Annotated in this window: 16 protein-coding genes and 1 tRNA gene; 2 read left to right on the top strand and 15 right to left on the bottom strand. The window is 45.6% G+C overall.

Annotated elements, in window-relative coordinates:
* Positions 1-194: 194 nt before the first annotated feature.
* Positions 195-1,082: a TraB/GumN family protein gene (locus D1814_RS09505; protein WP_118491697.1), complete on the top strand. Its 888-nt coding sequence runs from the start codon at positions 195-197 to the stop codon at positions 1,080-1,082.
* A gap of 173 nt (positions 1,083-1,255) precedes the next feature.
* Positions 1,256-1,726 (top strand): type II secretion system protein, encoded by a 471-nt coding sequence (locus D1814_RS19695; protein ID WP_118491695.1) that lies wholly within the window; start codon positions 1,256-1,258, stop codon positions 1,724-1,726.
* A 497-nt stretch (positions 1,727-2,223) separates the two neighbouring features.
* Here D1814_RS19695 and tuf read toward each other — a convergent pair whose 3' ends face one another.
* The 15 genes from tuf to D1814_RS09420 form a co-directional block, all read right to left on the bottom strand.
* The gene (gene tuf / locus D1814_RS09495; RefSeq protein WP_014980400.1) at positions 2,224-3,408 is read right to left on the bottom strand and encodes an elongation factor Tu; all 1,185 of its coding nucleotides are present in this window, start codon (positions 3,406-3,408) and stop codon (positions 2,224-2,226) included.
* Positions 3,409-3,471: 63 nt separating this feature from the next.
* Positions 3,472-5,574, bottom strand: coding sequence for an elongation factor G (fusA, locus tag D1814_RS09490; protein WP_118491693.1), 2,103 nt, complete (start codon positions 5,572-5,574; stop codon positions 3,472-3,474).
* Between the two features lie 27 nt (positions 5,575-5,601).
* The gene (gene rpsG, locus D1814_RS09485) at positions 5,602-6,072 is read right to left on the bottom strand and encodes a 30S ribosomal protein S7 (protein WP_014980519.1); all 471 of its coding nucleotides are present in this window, start codon (positions 6,070-6,072) and stop codon (positions 5,602-5,604) included.
* 75 nt (positions 6,073-6,147) lie between these two features.
* On the bottom strand, positions 6,148-6,522 hold the full coding sequence (gene rpsL, locus D1814_RS09480; RefSeq protein WP_025257518.1) for a 30S ribosomal protein S12: 375 nt from the start codon (positions 6,520-6,522) through the stop codon (positions 6,148-6,150).
* Between the two features lie 309 nt (positions 6,523-6,831).
* Positions 6,832-11,004 (bottom strand): DNA-directed RNA polymerase subunit beta', encoded by a 4,173-nt coding sequence (rpoC, locus tag D1814_RS09475; RefSeq protein ID WP_118491691.1) that lies wholly within the window; start codon positions 11,002-11,004, stop codon positions 6,832-6,834.
* 81 nt (positions 11,005-11,085) lie between these two features.
* On the bottom strand, positions 11,086-15,114 hold the full coding sequence (gene rpoB, locus D1814_RS09470; RefSeq protein WP_118491688.1) for a DNA-directed RNA polymerase subunit beta: 4,029 nt from the start codon (positions 15,112-15,114) through the stop codon (positions 11,086-11,088).
* Positions 15,115-15,439: 325 nt separating this feature from the next.
* Entirely contained in the window at positions 15,440-15,817 is a 378-nt protein-coding gene (gene rplL / locus D1814_RS09465; RefSeq protein ID WP_015068303.1) for a 50S ribosomal protein L7/L12, read from the bottom strand.
* A gap of 57 nt (positions 15,818-15,874) precedes the next feature.
* Positions 15,875-16,393 carry a 50S ribosomal protein L10 gene (rplJ, locus tag D1814_RS09460; protein WP_118491686.1) on the bottom strand — a complete coding sequence of 173 codons (519 nt, stop codon included), beginning with the start codon at positions 16,391-16,393 and terminating at the stop codon, positions 15,875-15,877.
* 306 nt (positions 16,394-16,699) lie between these two features.
* Positions 16,700-17,395 carry a 50S ribosomal protein L1 gene (gene rplA, locus D1814_RS09455; RefSeq protein ID WP_020744434.1) on the bottom strand — a complete coding sequence of 232 codons (696 nt, stop codon included), beginning with the start codon at positions 17,393-17,395 and terminating at the stop codon, positions 16,700-16,702.
* 4 nt (positions 17,396-17,399) lie between these two features.
* Positions 17,400-17,828, bottom strand: a complete 429-nt coding sequence (gene rplK / locus D1814_RS09450) for a 50S ribosomal protein L11 (protein WP_014951043.1) — start codon at positions 17,826-17,828, stop codon at positions 17,400-17,402.
* Positions 17,829-18,073: 245 nt separating this feature from the next.
* Complete coding sequence (nusG, locus tag D1814_RS09445; protein WP_025257510.1) at positions 18,074-18,625, bottom strand: transcription termination/antitermination protein NusG; 552 nt, start codon at positions 18,623-18,625, stop codon at positions 18,074-18,076.
* Positions 18,626-18,629: 4 nt separating this feature from the next.
* On the bottom strand, positions 18,630-19,007 hold the full coding sequence (gene secE, locus D1814_RS09440; protein WP_118491684.1) for a preprotein translocase subunit SecE: 378 nt from the start codon (positions 19,005-19,007) through the stop codon (positions 18,630-18,632).
* A gap of 81 nt (positions 19,008-19,088) precedes the next feature.
* Positions 19,089-19,165: transfer RNA gene (locus D1814_RS09435), tRNA-Trp, on the bottom strand.
* Between the two features lie 167 nt (positions 19,166-19,332).
* Positions 19,333-21,174, bottom strand: coding sequence for an ABC transporter ATP-binding protein (locus tag D1814_RS09430; protein ID WP_118491682.1), 1,842 nt, complete (start codon positions 21,172-21,174; stop codon positions 19,333-19,335).
* A 238-nt stretch (positions 21,175-21,412) separates the two neighbouring features.
* Complete coding sequence (locus D1814_RS09420; RefSeq protein WP_118491678.1) at positions 21,413-22,036, bottom strand: RraA family protein; 624 nt, start codon at positions 22,034-22,036, stop codon at positions 21,413-21,415.
* Positions 22,037-22,291 lie beyond the last annotated feature (255 nt).

The raw sequence follows: 22,291 nt of genomic DNA, 5'->3' as shown, positions 1-22,291 counted from the left end.
AGCGCCTAGATGCGCCTTTTTGTGGTTACCTTGAAAAAACATCACTAGGGACAGGTTATATCTAGATTGCACTCTGCTATTCTAGCTTATAATTTAGTCGCTACCGTTCGAATTATTAAGACTTTTTTCAAAAGCGAAGGGATACTGATTCGCACGCTTTAAACAATAATAAGTACATAACCTTAGGGATGAAGATGAAAAACTTTTCTATACAAAAACTCCTGTTCTCGCTTGGACTCGCTGTATCTACTGTAACAACTGCTATTGCCGACACTGATAGCCAAACGTCCGTTTGGAAAGTAACTAATGGTGAAGACGCCGTATATCTAGGTGGCACCATCCATATTTTACCCATTTCTGAATTTCCACTGCCGAGTGAATTTACCGACGTTTATGAGCAAGCCGACACATTAGTTTTTGAAGTCAAAATGCCAGATCCAACAGATATCGAAGGTCAGCAAAAAATGATGGCAGGACTCGCGTATGCAGAAGGCAAGTCGCTTAAGGATGATGTTTCAGAAGAAACCTATCAGGCTCTTAATGCTTATTTAACTAACTTTGGGGCTACTGCAGATCAGTTAGCTCGATTTAAGCCAGGTATGGTCGCATCAATGCTAGTTGCTATGGAAGCACAACGCTCTCAGATGGCAGGACAAGGTGTAGATGCCTATTTTATGCAGTTAGCTGCACGTGATGGTAAAACAAGCGAATACTTAGAATCATTAGATTTTCAAATCAACATGCTTGCGAACATGGGAGCGGGTGAAGAAGATCGTCTAATCTCTGAAACGTTGGAAACCTTACCAGAACTAAAAGAAATGCTACAAAGCACTATAAAAGCATGGAGAAATGGTGACACTGAACAAATTGATGAGTTGGTGGTAGATACGTTCAAACGTGAGTCACCGACTTCTTATGATGATGTGTTTACCAAGCGTAACCAAAACTGGCTACCTCAAATCGAAGCTATGTTCGGCGACGAAGACCAAGAGTTTGTTTTAGTTGGTGCAGGACATTTAGTGGGTGATGACAGCGTAATTGCCCTGTTAGAAGCTAAGGGTTACAAAATAGAACAAATGTAATTCGCCCTTGGCTTAGAGCTATCAGAATTAAAGCTAGGTAATTGCCTAGCTTTTTTATATCTACCTTTCCTTAAAATTAGATTTAGGCTTATGTCTAAATTGAAACATTTATTCAATGGTATACACTTCAACTTGGATGCAAACGGTTTTAGGGCTTTCAAGTACGGTAAGGTATGCAGTTCAGGAATAAGGGTTTCACTCTAATAGAGCTAATTATAGTAATTGTTGTGCTGGGCATACTTGCTGTCACTGCTGCCCCGAAGCTTTTAAACATTCAAAAAGATGCGCAAGTTGGCGCGCTCCAGGGTTTAAAATCAGCCTTAGTCGCTTCTTCAGATATTGTCTATGCTAAATCACTTCTTGAAGGGGCTGAAGGCAGCGCTGATACCACCCTAACGTCAGGTATTCGTGTACGCTATGGCTACCCTTACGCAACACAGACGAATTTGAAACTTGTAGCAGACTTCACCGAAGACGATTGGAAGTTAACTGGCTCGGCCCCTGAAGTTATCTTTACCCTAGAAAGACAAACTAGCGGCTTTAGCAATGATGAAATTGGTGAAGACCAAATATGTAAGCTTACCTATCGTCATCCCAATCGAGGTGAGAAGCCGACTATAACTGTGAATAACTGTAATGCATAACGCAACCTTCCCGCAGCAATAGCAGTACGCCCCCCACTTTATTTCTAGCTTAACTGTTTTGTGACTACGCAGAACGGGAGTGAGTGTTGTGCCTTCTGAAACCCTACACCGCATGGATGCGGTGTCGAAGCTCTTACTTGAAAGCTGGGATGGATTTACGGCGTGTTACTCCTCTCCTCCTCAAGCTTTTTGCTATGCCAAGCAAGGAGGGAGTGAAGCCCCATCAAAAACTCTCAGCAGCAGGGACGCTGCTGCGAAGCCGCCATGGATGGCTTTACGGCGTGTTACTCCTCTCCTCTTCAAAGCTCTTGTTATGCCGATTAACGAGGGAGTGAGTGTATGCCCTCTGAAACCCTACACCGCATGGATGCGGTGTCGGAGCCCCCATGGATGGGTTCACTGCGTGTTTCAGAGGGCTTACACTCACGTACTTTCTAAAAGGCATAAAAAAAGCGCACCTAAGTGCGCTTTTTTTGGCTTGTGTTGCTAAGTCTAGATTAGTCTAGGATCTTAGATACAACACCAGCACCTACTGTGCGACCACCTTCACGGATTGCGAAACGAAGACCTTCTTCCATCGCAATCGGAGCAATTAGCTCAACTTTAAATTTAAGGTTGTCACCAGGCATTACCATTTCTACGCCTTCCGGAAGCTCTACAGCACCAGTTACGTCAGTTGTACGGAAGTAGAACTGTGGACGGTAGCCTTTGAAGAATGGAGTATGACGGCCACCTTCATCTTTAGACAGTACGTATACTTCCGCTTCGAAGTTAACGTGTGGAGTGATTGAACCAGGCTTAGCTAGTACTTGACCACGTTCAACTTCGTCACGCTTAGTACCACGTAGAAGAACACCAACGTTCTCACCCGCGCGGCCTTCGTCAAGAAGCTTACGGAACATCTCAACACCAGTACAAGTAGTCTTAGTAGTGTCTTTGATACCTACGATTTCTACTTCTTCACCAACTTTAACGATACCTTGCTCAACACGACCAGTTACAACTGTACCACGGCCTGAGATTGAGAATACGTCTTCGATTGGAAGGATGAACGGCTTGTCGATTGCACGCTCTGGCTCTGGGATGTATGAATCAAGCGCTTCACCAAGCTCGATGATTTTCTTTTCCCACTCTGCGTCGCCTTCAAGCGCTTTAAGAGCTGAACCTTGGATAACTGGTAGGTCATCACCTGGGAATTCGTATTCGTTAAGAAGTTCACGAACTTCCATTTCTACTAGCTCTAGAAGCTCTTCATCATCAACCATGTCACACTTGTTCATGAATACGATGATGTAAGGAATACCAACCTGACGACCAAGTAGGATGTGCTCACGAGTCTGAGGCATAGGGCCGTCAGTCGCAGCTACTACTAGGATACCACCGTCCATCTGAGCAGCACCAGTGATCATGTTTTTAACGTAATCAGCGTGTCCTGGGCAGTCTACGTGTGCGTAGTGACGAGTAGGAGTGTCATATTCTACGTGTGAAGTAGAAATGGTGATACCACGAGCTTTCTCTTCAGGCGCGTTATCGATTTGATCGAAAGCCTGAGCAGAACCGCCGTAAGTTTTAGAAAGAACTGTAGTGATAGCTGCAGTTAGGGTAGTTTTACCGTGGTCAACGTGGCCGATTGTACCCACGTTTACGTGGGGTTTCGTACGTTCAAACTTTTCTTTTGCCATTTTTCTCGTTTCCTAAGTTAAAAGTCCGACCCACCAATAGACCGGACCGAACCTTCATTTAGATTAAATTCTAGATTCAATAATAGCCTGCGCCACATTGTTAGGCGCCTCAGAATAATTGAAGAACTCCATTGAGTATGAAGCACGACCTTGTGTTTGTGAACGCAAATCAGTTGCGTAGCCAAACATTTCTGAAAGTGGCACTTTTGCACGTATTATTTTAACACCTGCTACGCCATCTTCCATACCTTCGATCATGCCGCGGCGACGATTAATGTCACCAACTACATCACCCATCCAGTCTTCTGGAGTAGTCACTTCAACTTTCATTGTGGGTTCAAGCAACACCGGATTTGCTTCTGCGGCGCCTTTTTTGAAACCCATAGAGCCGGCGATCTTAAACGCCATTTCAGAAGAGTCAACATCGTGGTAAGAACCATCAAACAAAGTAACCTTTACATCTAGTACCGGAAACCCTGCAAGAACACCACTTCGCATCTGCTCCTGAATTCCTTTATCGACCGCTGGAATGAACTCTTTTGGTACAACACCACCGACGATTTCGTTCACAAATTCGTAGCCTGAACCTTCTTCCTGAGGCTCAATGCGCAACCATACATGACCAAATTGGCCACGGCCACCTGACTGACGAACGAACTTCCCTTCCACTTCAACAGATTTACGAAGGGTTTCGCGATAAGCAACCTGAGGGTTACCTACGTTACATTCAACTTTGAATTCTCGCTTCATGCGGTCGACAATGATATCAAGGTGAAGTTCACCCATACCTGAGATAATCGTCTGACCCGTCTCGTCGTCAGTTTTAACTTTAAAAGACGGATCTTCTGCCGCAAGTTTGCCTAAAGCAATACCCATTTTTTCTTGGTCAGCCTGTGATTTAGGCTCTACCGCTATTGAAATAACAGGGTCAGGGAACTCCATACGCTCTAACGTAATAACGTTGTTAGGGTCGCAAAGTGTATCCCCCGTAGTGACATCTTTAAGGCCGATAGCGGCGGCAATGTCACCTGCGCGTACTTCTTTAAGCTCTTCGCGGTCTTTTGCGTGCATTTGCACAATACGCCCGAAGCGCTCACGTTTACCTTTGACCGGGTTATATACCGTATCGCCCGTGTTAACTACACCTGAGTAACAGCGGAAGAAGGTTAACGTACCAACAAATGGGTCGGTTGCTATTTTAAATGCTAGCGCTGAGAAAGGCTCATCGTCGCTTGAATGACGCTCTGCTTCAGTCTCGTCTTTATCGTCAAGCACACCCGTGATGGCTTTAACTTCAGTTGGAGACGGAAGGTAATGAATTACAGAGTCTAGTACTGCCTGAACACCTTTGTTTTTGAAGGCACTGCCACACGTGGCAAGAACAATTTCGTTATTCAGTGTACGCGTACGAAGGCCTAAACGGATTTCATCTTCAGTCAGCTCTTCGCCTTCTAAATACTTATCCATCAGCTCATCAGACGCTTCTGCAGCCGCTTCGATCATTTCGGTGCGGTACTGCTCAGCGGTATCAAGATATTCAGCCGGAATGTCTTCATAGGTAAATGTCATACCCATGTCGTCTTCATTCCAGTTGATGGCTTTCATCTTCACAAGGTCGATGACGCCATGGAAATTCTCTTCAGCGCCCATGTTGATTTGAATCGGAACACAGTTTGCGCCTAAACGCTTGCGGATTTGCCCCACAACACGCTCAAAATCAGCGCCAGCCCGGTCCATTTTATTAACGAACACTAGGCGTGGCACTTCATATTTGTCAGCCTGTCGCCAGACTGTCTCTGATTGAGGCTCTACCCCAGAAGACCCACAGAACACAACTACTGCACCGTCTAGTACACGCAATGAACGCTCTACTTCAATAGTAAAGTCTACGTGTCCAGGAGTGTCGATGATGTTAATTCTGTGCTGATCGAACTGTTGCTCCATACCAGACCAGAAACAAGTCGTGGCAGCAGACGTGATAGTAATACCACGCTCCTGCTCTTGCTCCATCCAGTCCATGGTAGCAGCACCATCGTGCACTTCACCGATTTTGTGAGACAGCCCTGTATAAAACAGGACTCGCTCTGTGGTCGTGGTTTTACCCGCGTCCACGTGAGCCACAATACCAATATTGCGATAACGCTCAATCGAGGTCTTACGAGGCATAAATCTCTCTCAGTTAAATAACGTTGATTACCAACGGTAGTGAGCAAACGCTTTGTTTGCTTCGGCCATACGGTGAACGTCTTCACGTTTCTTAACCGCTGAACCTTTATTATCTGCTGCGTCTAGCATTTCAGCCGCTAGGCGTTGTGCCATAGACTTTTCGCCACGTTTACGTGCAGCTTCTACCATCCAACGCATACCTAGCGCGTTACGACGAACTGGACGTACTTCAACTGGAACCTGATAAGTTGAACCACCAACACGACGAGACTTAACCTCTACTGTTGGGCGGATGTTATCAAGCGCTTCCTCGAAGATATCTAGGTGTGCTTTGCCGGTTTTTTCAGCAACAATATCAAGCGCACCGTAAACGATTCTTTCAGCGACTGACTTTTTGCCGTCGAGCATTACGACATTCATGAATTTCGCAAGCAGTTGTGAACCAAATTTTGGCTCTGGTAGGATTTTACGTTGACCTACGACTCTTCTTCTTGGCATTTTCTATTCTCCGTATGAATTCAGGGAAAACCCAAAACTCTTAAACTTCAGTTTGGCCTTACTAACGGAGAACCGTTAAGACTTAGGCTTCTTCGCGCCGTACTTAGAACGGGCTTGTCTACGATCGTTTACACCTGCGCAGTCAAGAGTACCGCGAACTGTGTGATAACGAACACCTGGTAGATCTTTAACACGACCACCACGGATAAGTACTACACTGTGCTCTTGTAGGTTGTGACCTTCACCACCGATGTATGAAGAAACTTCAAAACCGTTAGTTAGACGTACACGACATACTTTACGTAGTGCAGAGTTTGGTTTCTTAGGCGTAGTAGTATATACACGAGTACATACACCACGTCTTTGTGGACAAGCTTGTAGAGCAGCTACGTTGCTTTTTTCAACGGGCTTTCTACGCGGCTTGCGCACTAACTGGTTAACTGTTGCCATTAACTAGCTCCTGATTAAAAACTACGAAAACCCAATCACTGCGACTGGGTCCATATTAATGCGATTAATCTATTAATCGCGCTTGATTGTGAACATTGTGCTCGTCAATATTCACTGAGCGCTGATACGAAAAACCGCGACCGTTTATCGAGCCATTTGATGGCTATCCAAAATCGGGTCGCGGAATATTAAAGATCATCGCCCTGACTGTCAAGGTGTACAAAGCTTAAGCAGTTAATTTATCTGCAATCTGTACAACTTCACTGCCAAATTGTTAGGAGTACGTTAACGCACTCCTATGATCTTGCCTTATTCGGCAGTATCTTCGTCTGCACCAGCATTTAGCGCTTCGGTTAGTGCCTGTTCTGCTTCTGCAGCAGATACTGACATTTCTTCGATTTGCTCTTTGCGTTTTTGTGCACGGCGTTCGTGGTAAGCGAAACCGGTACCCGCTGGAATTAGACGTCCAACGATTACGTTTTCTTTCAGACCGCGTAGGTCATCTTCTTTACCCTGAACCGCAGCTTCAGTTAGAACACGTGTTGTTTCCTGGAACGATGCCGCTGAGATAAATGACTCAGTAGATAGTGACGCTTTAGTGATACCAAGCAGCTGTGTTTCGTACTGTGCTGGGATCTTGCCGTGTTTTTCAATTTCACGGTTAGCCACTTTAACGTTCGATACTTCAACCTGTTCGCCTTCAAGGAACTGCGTATCGCCTGGGTGAGTGATAATACACTTACGTAGCATCTGACGAATAACTACTTCGATGTGCTTATCGTTAATTTTAACACCCTGTAGACGGTATACTTCCTGAACTTCGTTCACGATGTAGTTTGCTACTGCTGAGATACCACGTAGACGCAGGATATCGTGTGGAGATTCTGGACCATCGGCGATAACTTCGCCTTTTTCCACTTTCTCACCTTCGAACACGTTAAGCTGACGCCATTTAGGAATCATCTCTTCGTATGCGTCACCTTCAGCAGGTGTGATTACAAGACGCTTCTTACCTTTGGTCTCTTTACCAAAGCCGATAGTACCTGAGATTTCTGCAAGAATTGCAGGCTCTTTAGGTTTACGTGCTTCAAATAGGTCCGCAACGCGCGGTAGACCACCCGTGATATCACGAGTCTTCGAGCTCTCCTGAGGAATACGTGCTAGCACGTCACCTTCGTTAGCCACTTTGCCTTCTTTCGCTTCAATGGTTGTGAAGCTTGGAAGACGAATTTCTTGAAGACCGAACTCGTCGCTTTCAAGAATTAGCTTAGGCTCTTTAGAGTTAACTTTCGCAAGGTCTTTAACAACGATACGGGTTAGACCAGTAAGCTCGTCTTGCTGCATTTCGGTGTTAGAGTCATCAATGTCAGCGAAGCTAATCTTAGCTGCACGTTCAGTGATGATTGGGTGACTATGCGGATCCCAGTTAGCAACAACGTCGCCAGCTGCAATTGATGCACCGTCATCCACGCTAAGTACAGCACCGTAAGGTACTTTATAGCGCTCTTTCTCACGGCCTTGCTCGTCGATAACAGTAAGTTCTGTTGAACGAGAGACGATAACCACTTTACCTTCAGAGTTACGTACGAACTTCGCGTTGTGTAGCTTAAGGCTACCCGCAGTTTTAACTTGTACGCTGTTCTCAGCAGATGCTCTTGATGCTGCACCACCGATGTGGAATGTACGCATGGTAAGCTGTGTACCTGGTTCACCGATTGATTGTGCTGCAATAACACCAACCGATTCACCGCTACCCACCATATGACCACGTGCAAGGTCACGACCGTAACACTTAGCACAAACACCGAAGTCGTTGTCACAAGTGATTACCGAGCGAACCATGATTTGGTCAACTGAGTTAGCTTCAAGCATGTCTACTAACGCTTCGTCTAGAAGAACATTACGTTCAACTAGTACTTCGTCAGTACCTGGCTTAAGTACATCTTCTGCTACCACACGACCTAGTACACGCTCGCGTAGCGGCTCAACAACGTCACCACCTTCGATTAGTGGTGTCATTTGAACACCTTCGAATGTGCCACAGTCGTCGTTAGTGATTACCAAGTCTTGTGCAACGTCTACTAGACGACGGGTTAGGTAACCAGAGTTAGCTGTCTTAAGTGCGGTATCCGCTAGACCTTTACGAGCACCGTGAGTTGAGATGAAGTACTGTAGTACGTTCAGACCTTCACGGAAGTTCGCCGTAATTGGGGTTTCGATGATTGAGCCATCTGGCTTAGCCATCAGACCACGCATACCAGCAAGCTGACGAATCTGAGCGGCACTACCACGAGCACCCGAGTCGGCCATCATGTAAACAGAGTTAAATGATGATTGCTCTTCTTCTTCGCCATCGCGGTTAATTACGATGTCAGTCTTAAGGTTATCCATCATGGCCTTAGCAACTTTTTCGTTGGCATTTGACCAGATATCGATAACTTTGTTGTAACGCTCACCCGCGGTAACAAGACCGTTTTGGAACTGTTCCTGAATTTCGATAACTTCTGCTTCCGCCGCGTCGATAATTTCTTTCTTAGCAGCAGGGATAACCATATCGTCGATACCAACAGACGCACCCGCAATCATCGCGTAGTGGAAACCGGTATACATGATTTGGTCAGCAGCAATTACTGTGTCTTTCAGACCTAGCGTACGGTAACAAGCATTCAATAGTTTTGAAATTTGCTTCTTGCCCATCGCCTGGTTGATGATTTCAAACGGCAGACCCTTTGGAAGGATCAATGAGAAAATCGCACGACCAACAGTAGTGTCAGTTAGGGTTACTTTCTCAGTTTTGTTGCCATCTTCATCGATGTCATATTCAGTAATACGTACTTTAACGCGCGAGTGAAGCTCAGCATTACCTGTACGGTATGCTTTTTCTGCTTCATTCGGGCTGGTGAATACCATGCCTTCGCCCAAGCCGTTTACTTTGTCACGCGTTAGGTAATAAAGACCCAATACAACGTCCTGTGAAGGTACGATGATTGGCTCACCGTTCGCTGGTGACAGGATGTTGTTCGTTGACATCATAAGTGCACGTGCTTCTAGCTGTGCTTCGATTGTCAACGGTACGTGTACCGCCATTTGGTCACCATCGAAGTCGGCGTTGTACGCCGCACACACTAGTGGGTGAAGCTGAATCGCTTTACCTTCGATTAGTGTAGGTTCGAATGCTTGGATACCCAAACGGTGAAGTGTAGGTGCACGGTTAAGTAGTACCGGGTGTTCGCGGATAACGTCGTCTAGTACGTCCCAAACCTCTGGTGCTTCGCGCTCTACAAGCTTCTTAGCTGCTTTGATTGTTGTCGCAAGACCACGACCTTCAAGCTTACCGTAGATAAACGGCTTAAATAGCTCAAGTGCCATCTTCTTAGGAAGACCACACTGGTGAAGACGTAGTGTAGGACCAACGGTAATTACAGAACGGCCTGAGTAGTCAACACGCTTACCAAGAAGGTTTTGACGGAAACGACCTTGCTTACCTTTAATCATATCTGCAAGCGACTTAAGTGGACGCTTGTTAGAACCAGTAATCGCACGACCACGACGTCCGTTATCTAGAAGTGCATCAACAGACTCTTGAAGCATACGCTTTTCGTTGCGTACGATAATGTCTGGAGCAGCAAGGTCTAGAAGACGCTTAAGACGGTTATTACGGTTAATTACACGACGGTAAAGATCGTTAAGGTCAGACGTAGCAAAACGGCCGCCATCTAGTGGTACTAGAGGACGTAAATCTGGTGGAAGTACCGGAAGTACCGTCATGATCATCCACTCTGGCTTGTTACCAGACTGTTGGAATGACTCAAGCAACTTAAGGCGCTTCGTAATTTTCTTACGCTTAGTTTCAGAGTTGATTGAAGGCAGTTCTTCACGCATAGCCGCAACATCTGCGTCAACATCTAGAACTGTAAGAAGATCGAATACTGCTTCAGCACCCATCTTCGCTTCAAACTCGTCACCGTGCTCTTCAAGTGCATCCAAGTACTCTTCTTCGTTAAGAAGTTGGCTGCGCTCAAGGGTCGTCATACCCGGCTCTGTAACCACGTATGATTCAAAGTAAAGTACACGTTCAATATCACGAAGTGTCATATCAAGCATTAGGCCGATACGAGACGGAAGTGATTTAAGGAACCAGATATGTGCTACTGGACTAGCTAGCTCAATGTGGCCCATACGCTCACGACGTACTTTAGTCAGTGTAACTTCAACGCCACACTTCTCACAGATAACACCACGGTGCTTAAGGCGCTTATACTTACCGCAAAGACATTCGTAGTCTTTAACCGGACCGAAGATACGCGCACAGAACAGACCGTCACGCTCAGGCTTGAACGTACGGTAGTTAATTGTTTCAGGCTTTTTAACTTCACCGAATGACCATGAACGAATCATGTCAGGTGAAGACAGACCGATTCGAATATTATCGAATTCTTCGGTCTTGTTTTGTTGCTTTAGAAACTTTAATAAGTCTTTCACATTACTCTCCCAGCGGAGTCAGTCTCTAGAACCCGGCGCAAGCGCCGGGCCATCTCATAACATTACGCGGCGATTGCCGTATTACTTTTCTTCAAGCTCGATGTTGATACCCAACGAGCGAATTTCTTTAAGTAGTACGTTGAATGATTCTGGCATGCCAGGTTCCATTCTGTGGTCGCCATCGACGATGTTCTTGTACATCTTGGTACGGCCGTTAACGTCATCTGACTTAACAGTAAGCATTTCCTGAAGGGTATATGCTGCACCGTATGCTTCAAGTGCCCACACTTCCATCTCACCGAAGCGCTGACCACCAAACTGTGCTTTACCACCAAGAGGCTGCTGTGTAACAAGGCTGTAAGAACCCGTAGAACGCGCGTGCATCTTGTCGTCTACTAAGTGGTTCAGTTTCAGCATGTACATGTAACCAACCGTAACTGGACGCTCAAACTCGCGACCGGTACGACCGTCGAACAATGAAATCTGACCGCTTTCTGGAATATCAGCAAGCTTCAGCATTTCTTTGATTTCTGATTCACGAGCACCGTCGAATACAGGTGTTGCAATTGGAACACCCTTACGAAGGTTTTCTGCTAAGCGACGTACTTCGTGGTCTGTGAAGTTATCGATGTCAACTTCTTGGTGATTTTCACCAAGTTCGTACACCTTCTTCAAGAATTCACGCAGTTCAGCCAGCTCACGCTGCTCTTTAATCATGCGATCAATCTTCACACCAAGACCGTGTGCAGCCATACCCAAGTGAGTTTCTAGGATCTGACCGATGTTCATACGAGACGGTACACCTAGTGGGTTAAGAACGATATCTACCGGCGTACCGTTAGCATCGTATGGCATGTCTTCTACAGGCTGGATAGTCGAGATAACACCTTTGTTACCGTGACGTCCGGCCATCTTGTCACCCGGTTGGATGTGGCGCTTAACCGCAAGGTAAACCTTAACAATCTTAAGTACGCCAGGCGCTAGGTCATCACCTTGTGTGATCTTACGACGCTTAGTTTCAAACTTCTTATCGAAGTCCGCTTTAATTTCAGCGTGTTGATCAGCGATTTGGTCTAGCTCTAGCTGTGCATCTTCGCTGTTGAGTGCAATTTCAAACCACTTTTCACGCGGTAGGCTGTCAAGCTTAGCTTGGTCAACACCAGCACGTAGAAGTGCAGTCTGTGCACGGGCAAAGATACCGTCTGCAAGAATTTCGAACTCATCAGTAAGGTCTTTCTTAACCTGACGTAGCTGCATGTCTTCAATTTCTAGCGCACGCTTGTCTTTCTCTACACCGTCACGGGTAAATACTTGAACGTCAATTACGGTACCGTGAACAGAGTTAGGTACACGTAGAGACGTATCTTTAACGTCAGACGCTTTTTCACCGAAGATTGCACGTAGTAGTTTCTCTTCTGGCGTAAGCTGAGTTTCACCTTTAGGCGTTACTTTACCTACAAGGATATCACCGCCTTTCACTTCCGCACCGATGTAAACAACACCTGATTCATCAAGCTTGCTTAGTGCAGATTCACCCACGTTCGGGATATCAGAAGAAATCTCTTCAGGCCCAAGCTTAGTATCACGAGCGATACAGCTAAGCTCTTGAATATGGATTGTAGTGAAACGGTCTTCCTGTGCTACACGCTCAGAAATGAGGATTGAATCCTCGAAGTTGTAACCATTCCACGGCATGAACGCGATACGCATGTTCTGACCAAGTGCAAGATCACCTAGGTCTGTTGAAGGACCGTCAGCTAGCACGTCACCAGTAACAATCGGGTCGCCAACACTACAAGTAGGCTTCTGATTGATACAAGTGTTCTGGTTAGAACGTGTGTATTTAGTCAGGTTGTAGATATCGATACCCGCTTCACCTGGAAGCATTTCATCTTCGTCTACTTTAATTACGATACGGCTGGCATCAACATAGTCAACCACACCACCGCGCTTAGCAACTACAGTAACACCTGAGTCAACCGCGATAGTTCTTTCCATACCGGTACCAACTAGCGGCTTATCAGCGCGCAATGTAGGTACTGCCTGACGTTGCATGTTCGCACCCATAAGTGCACGGTTTGCATCATCGTGCTCTAGGAATGGAATAATGCTCGCAGCAATTGAAACGATTTGCTGTGGTGAAACGTCCATGTATTTGATGTCTTCAGTTGGCATCAAAGTTGTTTCACCGCGGTGACGACATGGAATTAGGTCGTCTACCAACTCGCCATTCTCAGTCAGCGCAATGTTAGCCTGAGCGATTGCGAATTGACCTTCTTCAATTGCAGATAAGTAATCGATTTCGTCTGTTACCACACCGTCAACAATGCGACGGAAAGGTGTTTCAAGGAAACCGAAGTCATTGGTGCGCGCAAAGCTCGCCAATGAGTTGATAAGACCGATGTTCGGGCCTTCCGGCGTTTCGATTGGACATAGACGACCATAGTGAGTCGGGTGTACGTCTCGAACCTCGAAGCCTGCACGTTCACGTGTAAGACCACCCGGGCCTAATGCAGAAATACGACGCTTGTGCGTTACTTCTGATAGCGGGTTGTTTTGGTCCATGAACTGAGAAAGCTGAGATGAACCGAAGAACTCTTTTACCGCAGCCGAGATAGGCTTAGCGTTAATTAGGTCCTGTGGCATTACGTTGTCTAGATCGCCTAAGCTTAGACGCTCTTTAACTGCACGTTCTACACGTACAAGACCAACGCGGAATTGGTTCTCTGCCATTTCACCGACAGAACGGATACGACGGTTACCTAGGTGATCGATATCATCTACTTCGTCTTTACCGTCACGAATCATTATTAGCTGCTTCATTACAGAAATAATGTCTTCTTTATCTAGCGTGCCTGAACCAATAAGCTCTTCACGGCCTAGACGGCGGTTGAACTTCATGCGGCCAACAGAAGATAGATCGTAACGTTCGTCAGAGAAGAACAAGTTATCGAACAAGGTTTCTGCTGCGTCTTTTGTTGGTGGTTCACCAGGGCGCATCATACGGTAAATTTCAACTAGTGCTTCTAAGCGGTTAGTTGAAGAGTCGATACGAAGTGTATCTGAAATATATGAACCGTGGTCAAGTTCGTTGATGTAAAGCGTTTCGAACTCTTTGATACCCGCTTGGCTTAGCGCCGCTAGGTTCTCAAGGGTAAGTTCTTCGTTCGCGCTTACAATAACTTCGCCAGTGTCTTCGTTTACGTAAGTAGCTGCGTATACGCGGCCAATTAGGTAATCAGCTGGAACTTCTAGCTCAGTAAGACCTGCTTTCTCTAGTGCACGAGTATGACGTGCTGAGATACGACGACCAGTTTCAACAACAACGTTGCCTTCACCGTCAATGATGTCAAATGCAGCAGTTTCACCACGAAGGCGATCTGGAACCACTTCCATCATCAACTTGTCTTTGTTGATACGTACGCCAACTTTGTCGAAGAAAGTATCAAGGATTTCTTCAGACGTCATTTCAAGTGCGCGCAAGATAATAGTTGCAGGCAATTTACGACGACGGTCAATACGTACAAACAGGTTATCTTTCGGGTCAAACTCGAAGTCTAACCACGAACCACGGTAAGGAATTACACGTGCGTTATAAAGCACTTTACCTGACGAGTGGGTTTTACCTTTGTCGTGATCAAAGAATACACCAGGTGAACGGTGTAGCTGTGACACGATAACACGCTCAGTACCATTGATAACGAACGTACCGTTCTCAGTCATCAATGGGATCTCGCCCATGTACACTTCTTGTTCTTTAATATCTTTTACGGTACCTGGGGCAGCGTCTTTATCGAACAACACTAACCGTAGTTTTACTCTTAACGGAGCAGAGAAAGTTACGCCACGAATTTGACATTCTTTAACGTCGAAAACTGGCTCTCCCAGGCGGTAGCTTACATATTGAAGCTCTGAACTACCTGAGTAGCTTTTAATTGGAAAAACGGAACGAAATGCTGCTTCCAAACCGTATTGAGCTTCCGGATCGGTCTCAATAAACTTTTTGAAAGAATCAAGCTGAATTGAAAGAAGGTATGGAATTTCCAGTACCTGTGGGCGTTTGCCAAAATCCTTACGGATACGTTTCTTTTCGCTATAAGAGTAAACCATGGGTTCCTCAGCCTGCTGATTTATGACCCAACCTGCTGCAAAATGCTTTAAAACGCGTGCTATGGGCTAAAAGCTGCGTTTCAAATGGCGCACTAAGCAACAAACTTCCACAACCCTTTTTCGGGCAGATACACCAGCATACAACAAAATTTAACCAATTATTAGTTAACTTGTTGGATTTTTATGCTTTTTATGGGTATTTCCGAATGGCGCTTTAAGTAGTGTAACCAAGGGTTAGTTTCTACACACTATACAGCGCAAAAAGGCTGGTGGTTCAAAAAACCACCAGCCTTGCCGTCTCAGGCAATAATCTGACTAGGTCAGATTACTTGATTTCTACTTCTGCACCAGCTTCTTCAAGCTCTTTCTTAAGTGCTTCAGCTTCATCTTTGCTTACGCCTTCTTTGATAGCTTTAGGAGCAGACTCAACTACTTCTTTAGCTTCTTTAAGACCTAGGCCAGTCGCGCCGCGAACTGCTTTGATAACTGCAACTTTGTTGCCACCGAATGAAGTCATTACAACGTCGAATTCAGTCTTTTCTTCTGCAGCAGCAGCGTCGCCGCCAGCAGCTGGACCAGCAACAGCAACAGCAGCTGCAGCAGATACGTTGAATTTCTCTTCAGCCGCTTCAATTAGTTCTACCAGTTCCATTACCGGCATTTCAGCGATTGCGTTTAAGATATCTTCTTTAGTTAGAGCCATGTTCTCTAAACTCCTGGGTATAAAATGTTAAAAAAATCAATATGCCAAAAACGCCAATTACTTGGTGTCTTTGACCGCCGCCAATACGCGCACAAACTTGCCAGGAACTTCGTTGATTGTTTGAACGAATTTCCCAACTGGTGCTTTGAAGGTTGCAAGTAGTTTCGCAAGCGCTTCGTCGCGGGTAGGTAGTGCTGCAACTGCGTCCAATTTCTCTGGACCAAGAAGACCGCTACCAATAGATAGTGCTGTAACTTTAAGCTTATCGTTAGTCTTACCGAAGTCTTTGAAAAGACGTGCCGCACCGCCTGGTGCGTCGATAGAGAAACCATAGATAAGCGGGCCAGTTAGGGCGCTGTCTAAGTCTGCAAATTGACTGTCTGCTAGAGCACGCTTTGCAAGAGTGTTACGTACAACCTTTAGGTATACGCCTTGCTCACGAGCTTTAACACGTAGTTCAGTCAGTTCTGCAACTTCCATCCCACGGTATTCAGCAACGGCTACGGATAGAGCGCGAGACGCAACTTCAGAAACTTCTGCTACGATCTCTTTTTTTGCTGCTAAACCTAGTGCCACTGAGTTCACCTCTTTGTATCTGATTTTGTGTGTAGTTACCTACTCACGCCATCAGGGTTCACAGATTGATACCAACCCTCATGGTTGATACCGCTCTACGGTGTTTGTTACCCCAGAGAGTCTGAGTCAAACCACCGTCTGCGCAGGTTGTTGTATTAAGCAGTGTGTTGACTGTGAAAGTTCTCTTACCTCTTTCACCACACCGCACCTGCGGTCTTGGACGGGAGCTGCTTATTAGCACTGCTAATTGTCACAGCTCCAACCCATAACCTTTAAGAGATTTCGATGAGCCTATGCCCAACGAAATTAAAGACCTACAGAAGCCTTATCAAGAGCAACACCAGCACCCATTGTAGTGCTTAGGCTGATCTTCTTGATGTATGTACCTTTAGCAGAAGAAGGCTTAGCTTTCTTCAGTGCTTCAAGTAGCGCTTCAAGGTTTTCTTGAATTTGGTTCGCTTCGAACGCAATCTTACCGATGCTAGCGTGGATGATACCGTTCTTATCGTTACGGTAGCGTACCTGACCAGCTTTAGCGTTCTTAACTGCAGTTGCAACGTCAGGCGTTACAGTGCCAGTTTTAGGGTTAGGCATAAGGCCACGTGGACCTAAGATTTGACCTAGTTGACCAACAACACGCATCGCGTCTGGGCTAGCAACTACTACGTCAAAGTTCATTTCGCCTTTCTTAACTTGCTCAGCTAAGTCGTCCATACCAACGATATCTGCACCAGCTTCTTTCGCTGCTTCAGCATTTGCACCTTGAGTGAATACTGCAACGCGAACGTCTTTACCAGTACCATTAGGTAGTACAGTTGCACCACGAACGTTCTGGTCAGATTTCTTCGCATCGATACCAAGGTTTACAGATACGTCAACGCTTTCTGCGAACTTAGCAGTTGCTAGTTCTTTAAGAAGCGCTACTGCTTCGTTGATTTCGTACTCTTTAGTAGAGTCAACTTTGTCGCGTACTAGGCGAGCGCGTTTAGTTAATTTAGCCATTCGATTAGTCCTCTACGTTCAAGCCCATTGAGCGAGCAGAACCCGCGATAGTGCGTACCGCTGCATCTAGATCAGCTGCAGTAAGGTCTGGCTCTTTAGTTTTAGCAATCTCTTCCAACTGAGCGCGAGTAACTTTACCCACTTTTTCAGTGTTAGGACGGCCAGAACCACTCTTGATGCCCGCTGCTTTCTTAAGCAGGTAAGACGCAGGAGGAGTCTTAGTTTCGAATGTGAAAGAGCGATCTTCGTATACAGTAATTTCTACTGGTACTGGAGCGCCTTTCTCAAGACTTTCAGTTTTCGCGTTGAAAGCCTTACAGAATTCCATGATGTTTACACCGTGCTGACCTAGTGCAGGACCAACCGGTGGACTTGGGTTAGCAGCGCCAGCTGCAACCTGAAGCTTGATAATACCGCTTACTTTTTTAGCCATTTTACATGCTCTCTTGTTTGGGTCTAACGCCTCGCAAATACAGAGATTATTTGCTCAATCGGCTTCCCGTTTCCGTTTAAAAGGGCGCGCATTATATAAGGTGATTAATTACTATGCAAGGGCTATTTAGAATAAAAAACCATCGAAAGGTCAGTATTTTTACGACTACGTCGTTTAACCAGTTATCACCTACAAAAAAGCCCCTTTCAAAGGGGCTTTTTTAAAGTGTGTTTAGCAGAAAAGGCTTAGCCTTTTTCTACCTGACCAAATTCTAGGTCTACCGGTGTAGAACGACCGAAGATAAGTACCGATACTTTTACGCGGCTCTTTTCGTAGTCGACTTCTTCTACCACACCGTTGAAGTCTGCAAACGGGCCGTCGGTAACACGAATAACTTCGCCTGGCTCGAACAAAGTTTTTGGTCTTGGCTTATCAACGTTTTCTTCAAGACGATTTAAGATAGCATCAGCTTCTTTTTGCGTGATAGGCATAGGGCGGTCAGATGTACCACCGATGAAACCAAGTACACGAGGTACGCTTTTCACTAAGTGCCAAGACTCTTCCGTCATTGCCATTTCTACCAATACATAACCAGGGTAGAACTTGCGCTCAGACTTACGCTTTTGACCCGCACGCATTTCTACTACTTCTTCTGTTGGTACTAGTACCTGACCGAAGTAGTCTTCCATGTTGTGCATTTTGATGTATTCAAGCAGGGTCTTCTTAACGCGAGCCTCATATTGCGAATAGGCCTGAACTACGTACCATCTTTTCTTTACTGCTTCTTCTTCAGACATACGTTTATGCTCCTATTCCAGTAATAAAGCCAACTACACGAACGATAATGCCGTCTAGTCCCCATAAAATTAGTGCCATAATTAACGTCGCTGCAAGCACAATAAGGGTAGTCTGGTTCGCCTCTTGACGAGTAGGCCACACAACCTTGCGAACTTCTGTGCGAGACTCTTTAGCAAAGCTCAAGAAGGTGCTACCTTTTTCGGTAGTTGCCGCGATAAAACCAGCTATACCAACTACTACAACAATAGCGATAGCACGGTATAGTACCGAGATCTCACCGTACATTGTATTAGCGGTTACTAAACCGGCAAGTAATGCAAAAACCACTACCCATTTAAACATGTCCAATGCACTGGACTGATTTTCCGTCTTTTCGCTCATGTTACGATCCTAGCACTACAGCGTCGTTGTTTTACGCACTCATTCAATGCGCAATTTAAAGATTCTTAGTTTAAGTAAATTTGGCAGGGGTGGAGGGACTCGAACCCCCAACCATCGGTTTTGGAGACCGCTGTTCTACCAATTCGAACTACACCCCTGTGGTGTCTAAAAGACAAAATTTACTTACACTGCCCTTGTGAGTTGTGCGTCTTTTCTAAGGAAAGTGCGGTATCGCAAGGGAGGGACGCGTATTATACTTAACCACTTTCAAGATACAAGCGGTTTATCCATCCCTTCTGCGATTGAACACTATTTATCAAATTTCCTATTCAACACCAATAAATCCGCCGGTTTGGTGTGCCCAGAGCTTCGCATAAATGCCATTTTGAGCGATAAGCTCAGCGTGTGTGCCCTGCTCAACAATGTTACCTTTATCCAAAACAAGTAACCTGTCCATTTGTGCAATGGTCGATAAGCGATGCGCAATAGCCAGCACGGTCTTACCTTCCATGACCTTGTCCAAACAAGCCTGAATGGCCGCTTCAACTTCTGAATCCAGTGCTGATGTTGCTTCGTCTAGCACCAGTACAGGTGCGTCTTTTAGTAGTACACGCGCAATAGCAATACGCTGACGCTGCCCTCCTGAAAGCTTCACACCGCGCTCACCTACATGGGCGTCGTAACCTGTCCTACCGTGACTATCGGTGAGTGTAAGAATAAATTCGTGCGCTTCGGCTTGCCTAGCCGCCCTTACCATATCCTCTTCGGTCGCATCCGTACGCCCGTATAAAATATTGTCGCGTACAGAACGGTGCATCAACGAGGTATCCTGCGTAACCATACTGATTTTTGCTCGTAGGGTTTCCTGGCCCACTTGGGTAATATCCTGCCCATCAATAACAATACGGCCACTTTGGGTGTCGTAAAAACGCATTAATAAGTTTACTAAGGTCGATTTACCTGCACCAGAGCGCCCCACTAACCCTACTTTCTCACCTGGCTTAATGTCTAAATCTAAGTTCTTAAACACATCAATAGGTTTGTCATCAGCACCCGCATAAGAAAAGTTCACGTTGTCGAAGTTAATTCCGCCGCCATTTACTTTGAGTGCGTTAGCCTTAGGTTTATCTTTTACTGCAATTGGCTGCGCTAAGGTATTCATGCCATCTTGCACTGTACCTAAGTTCTCAAACAAACCTGAAACTTCCCACATTACCCAGTGCGACATACCGTTTAAACGCAAACACAAACTAATAGCAATGGCAATATCACCGGGGCTCGCAATGTTTTCCATCCACAAATACACAGACAATGCGCCAATGGTAAAGATAAGAATGGCATTAGCCATTTCCACACAAAATTCCAATACGGTAACCAAACGCATTTGTGGGTAAACCGTTTTAAGAAAACCATCCATGCTTTCTTTTGCATAATCAGCTTCTCGGCGGCTATGCGAAAACAGTTTTACTGTGGTGATATTGGTGTAACTATCCACAATACGGCCAGTCATTAATGAGCGCGCGTCGGCTTGCTTTTGCGATACTTCTTTTAGTTTAGGTACCAGCACTTTTAAGATACCAATGTACACAAAGAACCACACGATAAGCGGCATAGCTAAGCGCCAGTCAGTGCTGAATATAAGCACAACCATAGAGATAAAATAAACGCTGATATACACCAGCAAATCGAGAACCTTGGTCACGGTTTCTCTTACCGATAGTGCAGTTTGCATCACCTTAGTAGCCACACGGCCGGCAAATTCGTCGTGGAAAAAGGTTAAACTTTGCCCAAGCAAGTAGCGGTGTGCCTGCCATCTAATTCGCATGGGGTAATTACCCATCAAGGACTGACGAGAAAACAGTGAGCGCAACAAAATAAACAAAGGAATGAAAACAAGAACCGTTAAACCCATGCCAATAAGCGTGACTTTTTGGTCTTCTAAAAAGGTTTCGCGGCTTTGTTCAGAAAACCAGTCTACCAACTGGCCTAGAAATCCAAAAAGCGCCACTTCTAACATGGCAACAATAGCACTTAGCACCGAAACAGTAAGGATTACGCCCCACATGCCTTTGGTGTAGTACTTACAAAAGGCAACGATACCTGTTGGCGGTTGGGTAGGCGGTGTGTCGGGGAAAGGCTTGGTCAGCTTTTCAAAAAATGAAAACATGTAGAACTCGTTAATTATTCGGTGACAGAGCACGTTTACGTATGCCCAAAATGCTTAGGTCACAATTCTACACGATAACTGAAAGTGTGTTGAACTTTGCGGTGCTTTTTTACCGCAAAGCTCATTTAATATTGGTTAATATTTTGCACCTATTTTTGCTTAGTGAGGGGCTTAATGAAGGGCTTAGTGAAGAGATTATCAAAAACCAGTCAAAGCATAGCTAACTTTCTGCAAGCCTTTACTCTGCAAAGCCTAATTTAGCGAGTATGCTTTCTACTTTTTCAGCGTGTTCAGCCTGCCACTGTTCTAACGACATAGAACCGTCTTTTTGTGCGCGCTTTTGGGCGATGTCAAAAGCTGCTAGCGCCTCATCTTTTGGGATAACTGCAATGCCCTCCTCGTCCGCCACAATTATGTCGCGTGCGTTAACCACAACACCACCGCAGGTTACCGGCTCATTTAACGGCGATATACACTTTTTGGCACCCGGCTTGGGTATAACGCCTCTCGCGAATACCGGAAATTTGTTTTCACGAGTTTCGGCAAGGTCACGTATGACACCATCGACAACGAAGCCTTTAATGCCACGAGACTGGGCTATCGCGCAAACGTTACCGCCCGCGACCGCGAACTCATCGTCAGCTTCGACCACAATGATATCACCGGGGCTCGCGCGATAGATGGCAGCATGCAGCATAAGGTGGTCACCCGGTTCACATTTTACAGTAAATGCTGGGCCTGCAATGCGGGGCATGCCTTCCCACAATGGCCTTATCCCATAGTGCATGAACTGCTCTCTGGCCAGGGCATCGGCGTACTCGCAAGGTGATACGCTATCAAAAGGAGTATTATGTAAGTCCATTGCCGTTCCTTGAATGTTGTGATGAGGTCAATACAGAACACTATAGCGAACTTAGTCTTCCAAGTTGTTACAAGCTGTGTATTTTCACTATAAACACTTTTTCTATCACTACCATCATGCTAAAACGTTAGAAAAACCACGCGTGTTACGCCCCAATATTCTTATGGATGCAAAGGTCATTCTTATGGATCTAAAGGCCCTTACAACGCGCAAAAAACTATAAACGGCAAGCCTAAACACTGCCCAGTCAGAATG

Origin of the sequence: Alteromonas sp. BL110, assembly GCF_003443615.1 — a bacterium.
In the GTDB taxonomy this organism is placed as follows: domain Bacteria; phylum Pseudomonadota; class Gammaproteobacteria; order Enterobacterales; family Alteromonadaceae; genus Alteromonas.
Note: the sequence above shows the minus strand (reverse complement) of the source record. Positions and strands in the feature narration are given on the sequence as shown.

Bases quoted from the DNA above. Each gene is read 5' to 3' on its own strand.
- D1814_RS09505 (WP_118491697.1), top strand. From the start codon at position 195: ATGAAAAACTTTTCTATACAAAAACTCCTGTTCTCGCTTGGACTCGCT.
- secE (WP_118491684.1), bottom strand. From the start codon at position 19,007: ATGAGCGAAAAGACGGAAAATCAGTCCAGTGCATTGGACATGTTTAAA.
- D1814_RS09420 (WP_118491678.1), bottom strand. From the start codon at position 22,036: ATGGACTTACATAATACTCCTTTTGATAGCGTATCACCTTGCGAGTAC.
- fusA (WP_118491693.1), bottom strand. From the start codon at position 5,574: ATGCCTCGTAAGACCTCGATTGAGCGTTATCGCAATATTGGTATTGTG.
- tuf (WP_014980400.1), bottom strand. From the start codon at position 3,408: ATGGCAAAAGAAAAGTTTGAACGTACGAAACCCCACGTAAACGTGGGT.
- rpsL (WP_025257518.1), bottom strand. From the start codon at position 6,522: ATGGCAACAGTTAACCAGTTAGTGCGCAAGCCGCGTAGAAAGCCCGTT.
- D1814_RS19695 (WP_118491695.1), top strand. From the start codon at position 1,256: ATGCAGTTCAGGAATAAGGGTTTCACTCTAATAGAGCTAATTATAGTA.
- rplK (WP_014951043.1), bottom strand. From the start codon at position 17,828: ATGGCTAAAAAAGTAAGCGGTATTATCAAGCTTCAGGTTGCAGCTGGC.
- D1814_RS09430 (WP_118491682.1), bottom strand. From the start codon at position 21,174: ATGTTTTCATTTTTTGAAAAGCTGACCAAGCCTTTCCCCGACACACCG.
- rplL (WP_015068303.1), bottom strand. From the start codon at position 15,817: ATGGCTCTAACTAAAGAAGATATCTTAAACGCAATCGCTGAAATGCCG.
- rpoB (WP_118491688.1), bottom strand. From the start codon at position 15,114: ATGGTTTACTCTTATAGCGAAAAGAAACGTATCCGTAAGGATTTTGGC.
- rplA (WP_020744434.1), bottom strand. From the start codon at position 17,395: ATGGCTAAATTAACTAAACGCGCTCGCCTAGTACGCGACAAAGTTGAC.
- rpsG (WP_014980519.1), bottom strand. From the start codon at position 6,072: ATGCCAAGAAGAAGAGTCGTAGGTCAACGTAAAATCCTACCAGAGCCA.
- nusG (WP_025257510.1), bottom strand. From the start codon at position 18,625: ATGTCTGAAGAAGAAGCAGTAAAGAAAAGATGGTACGTAGTTCAGGCC.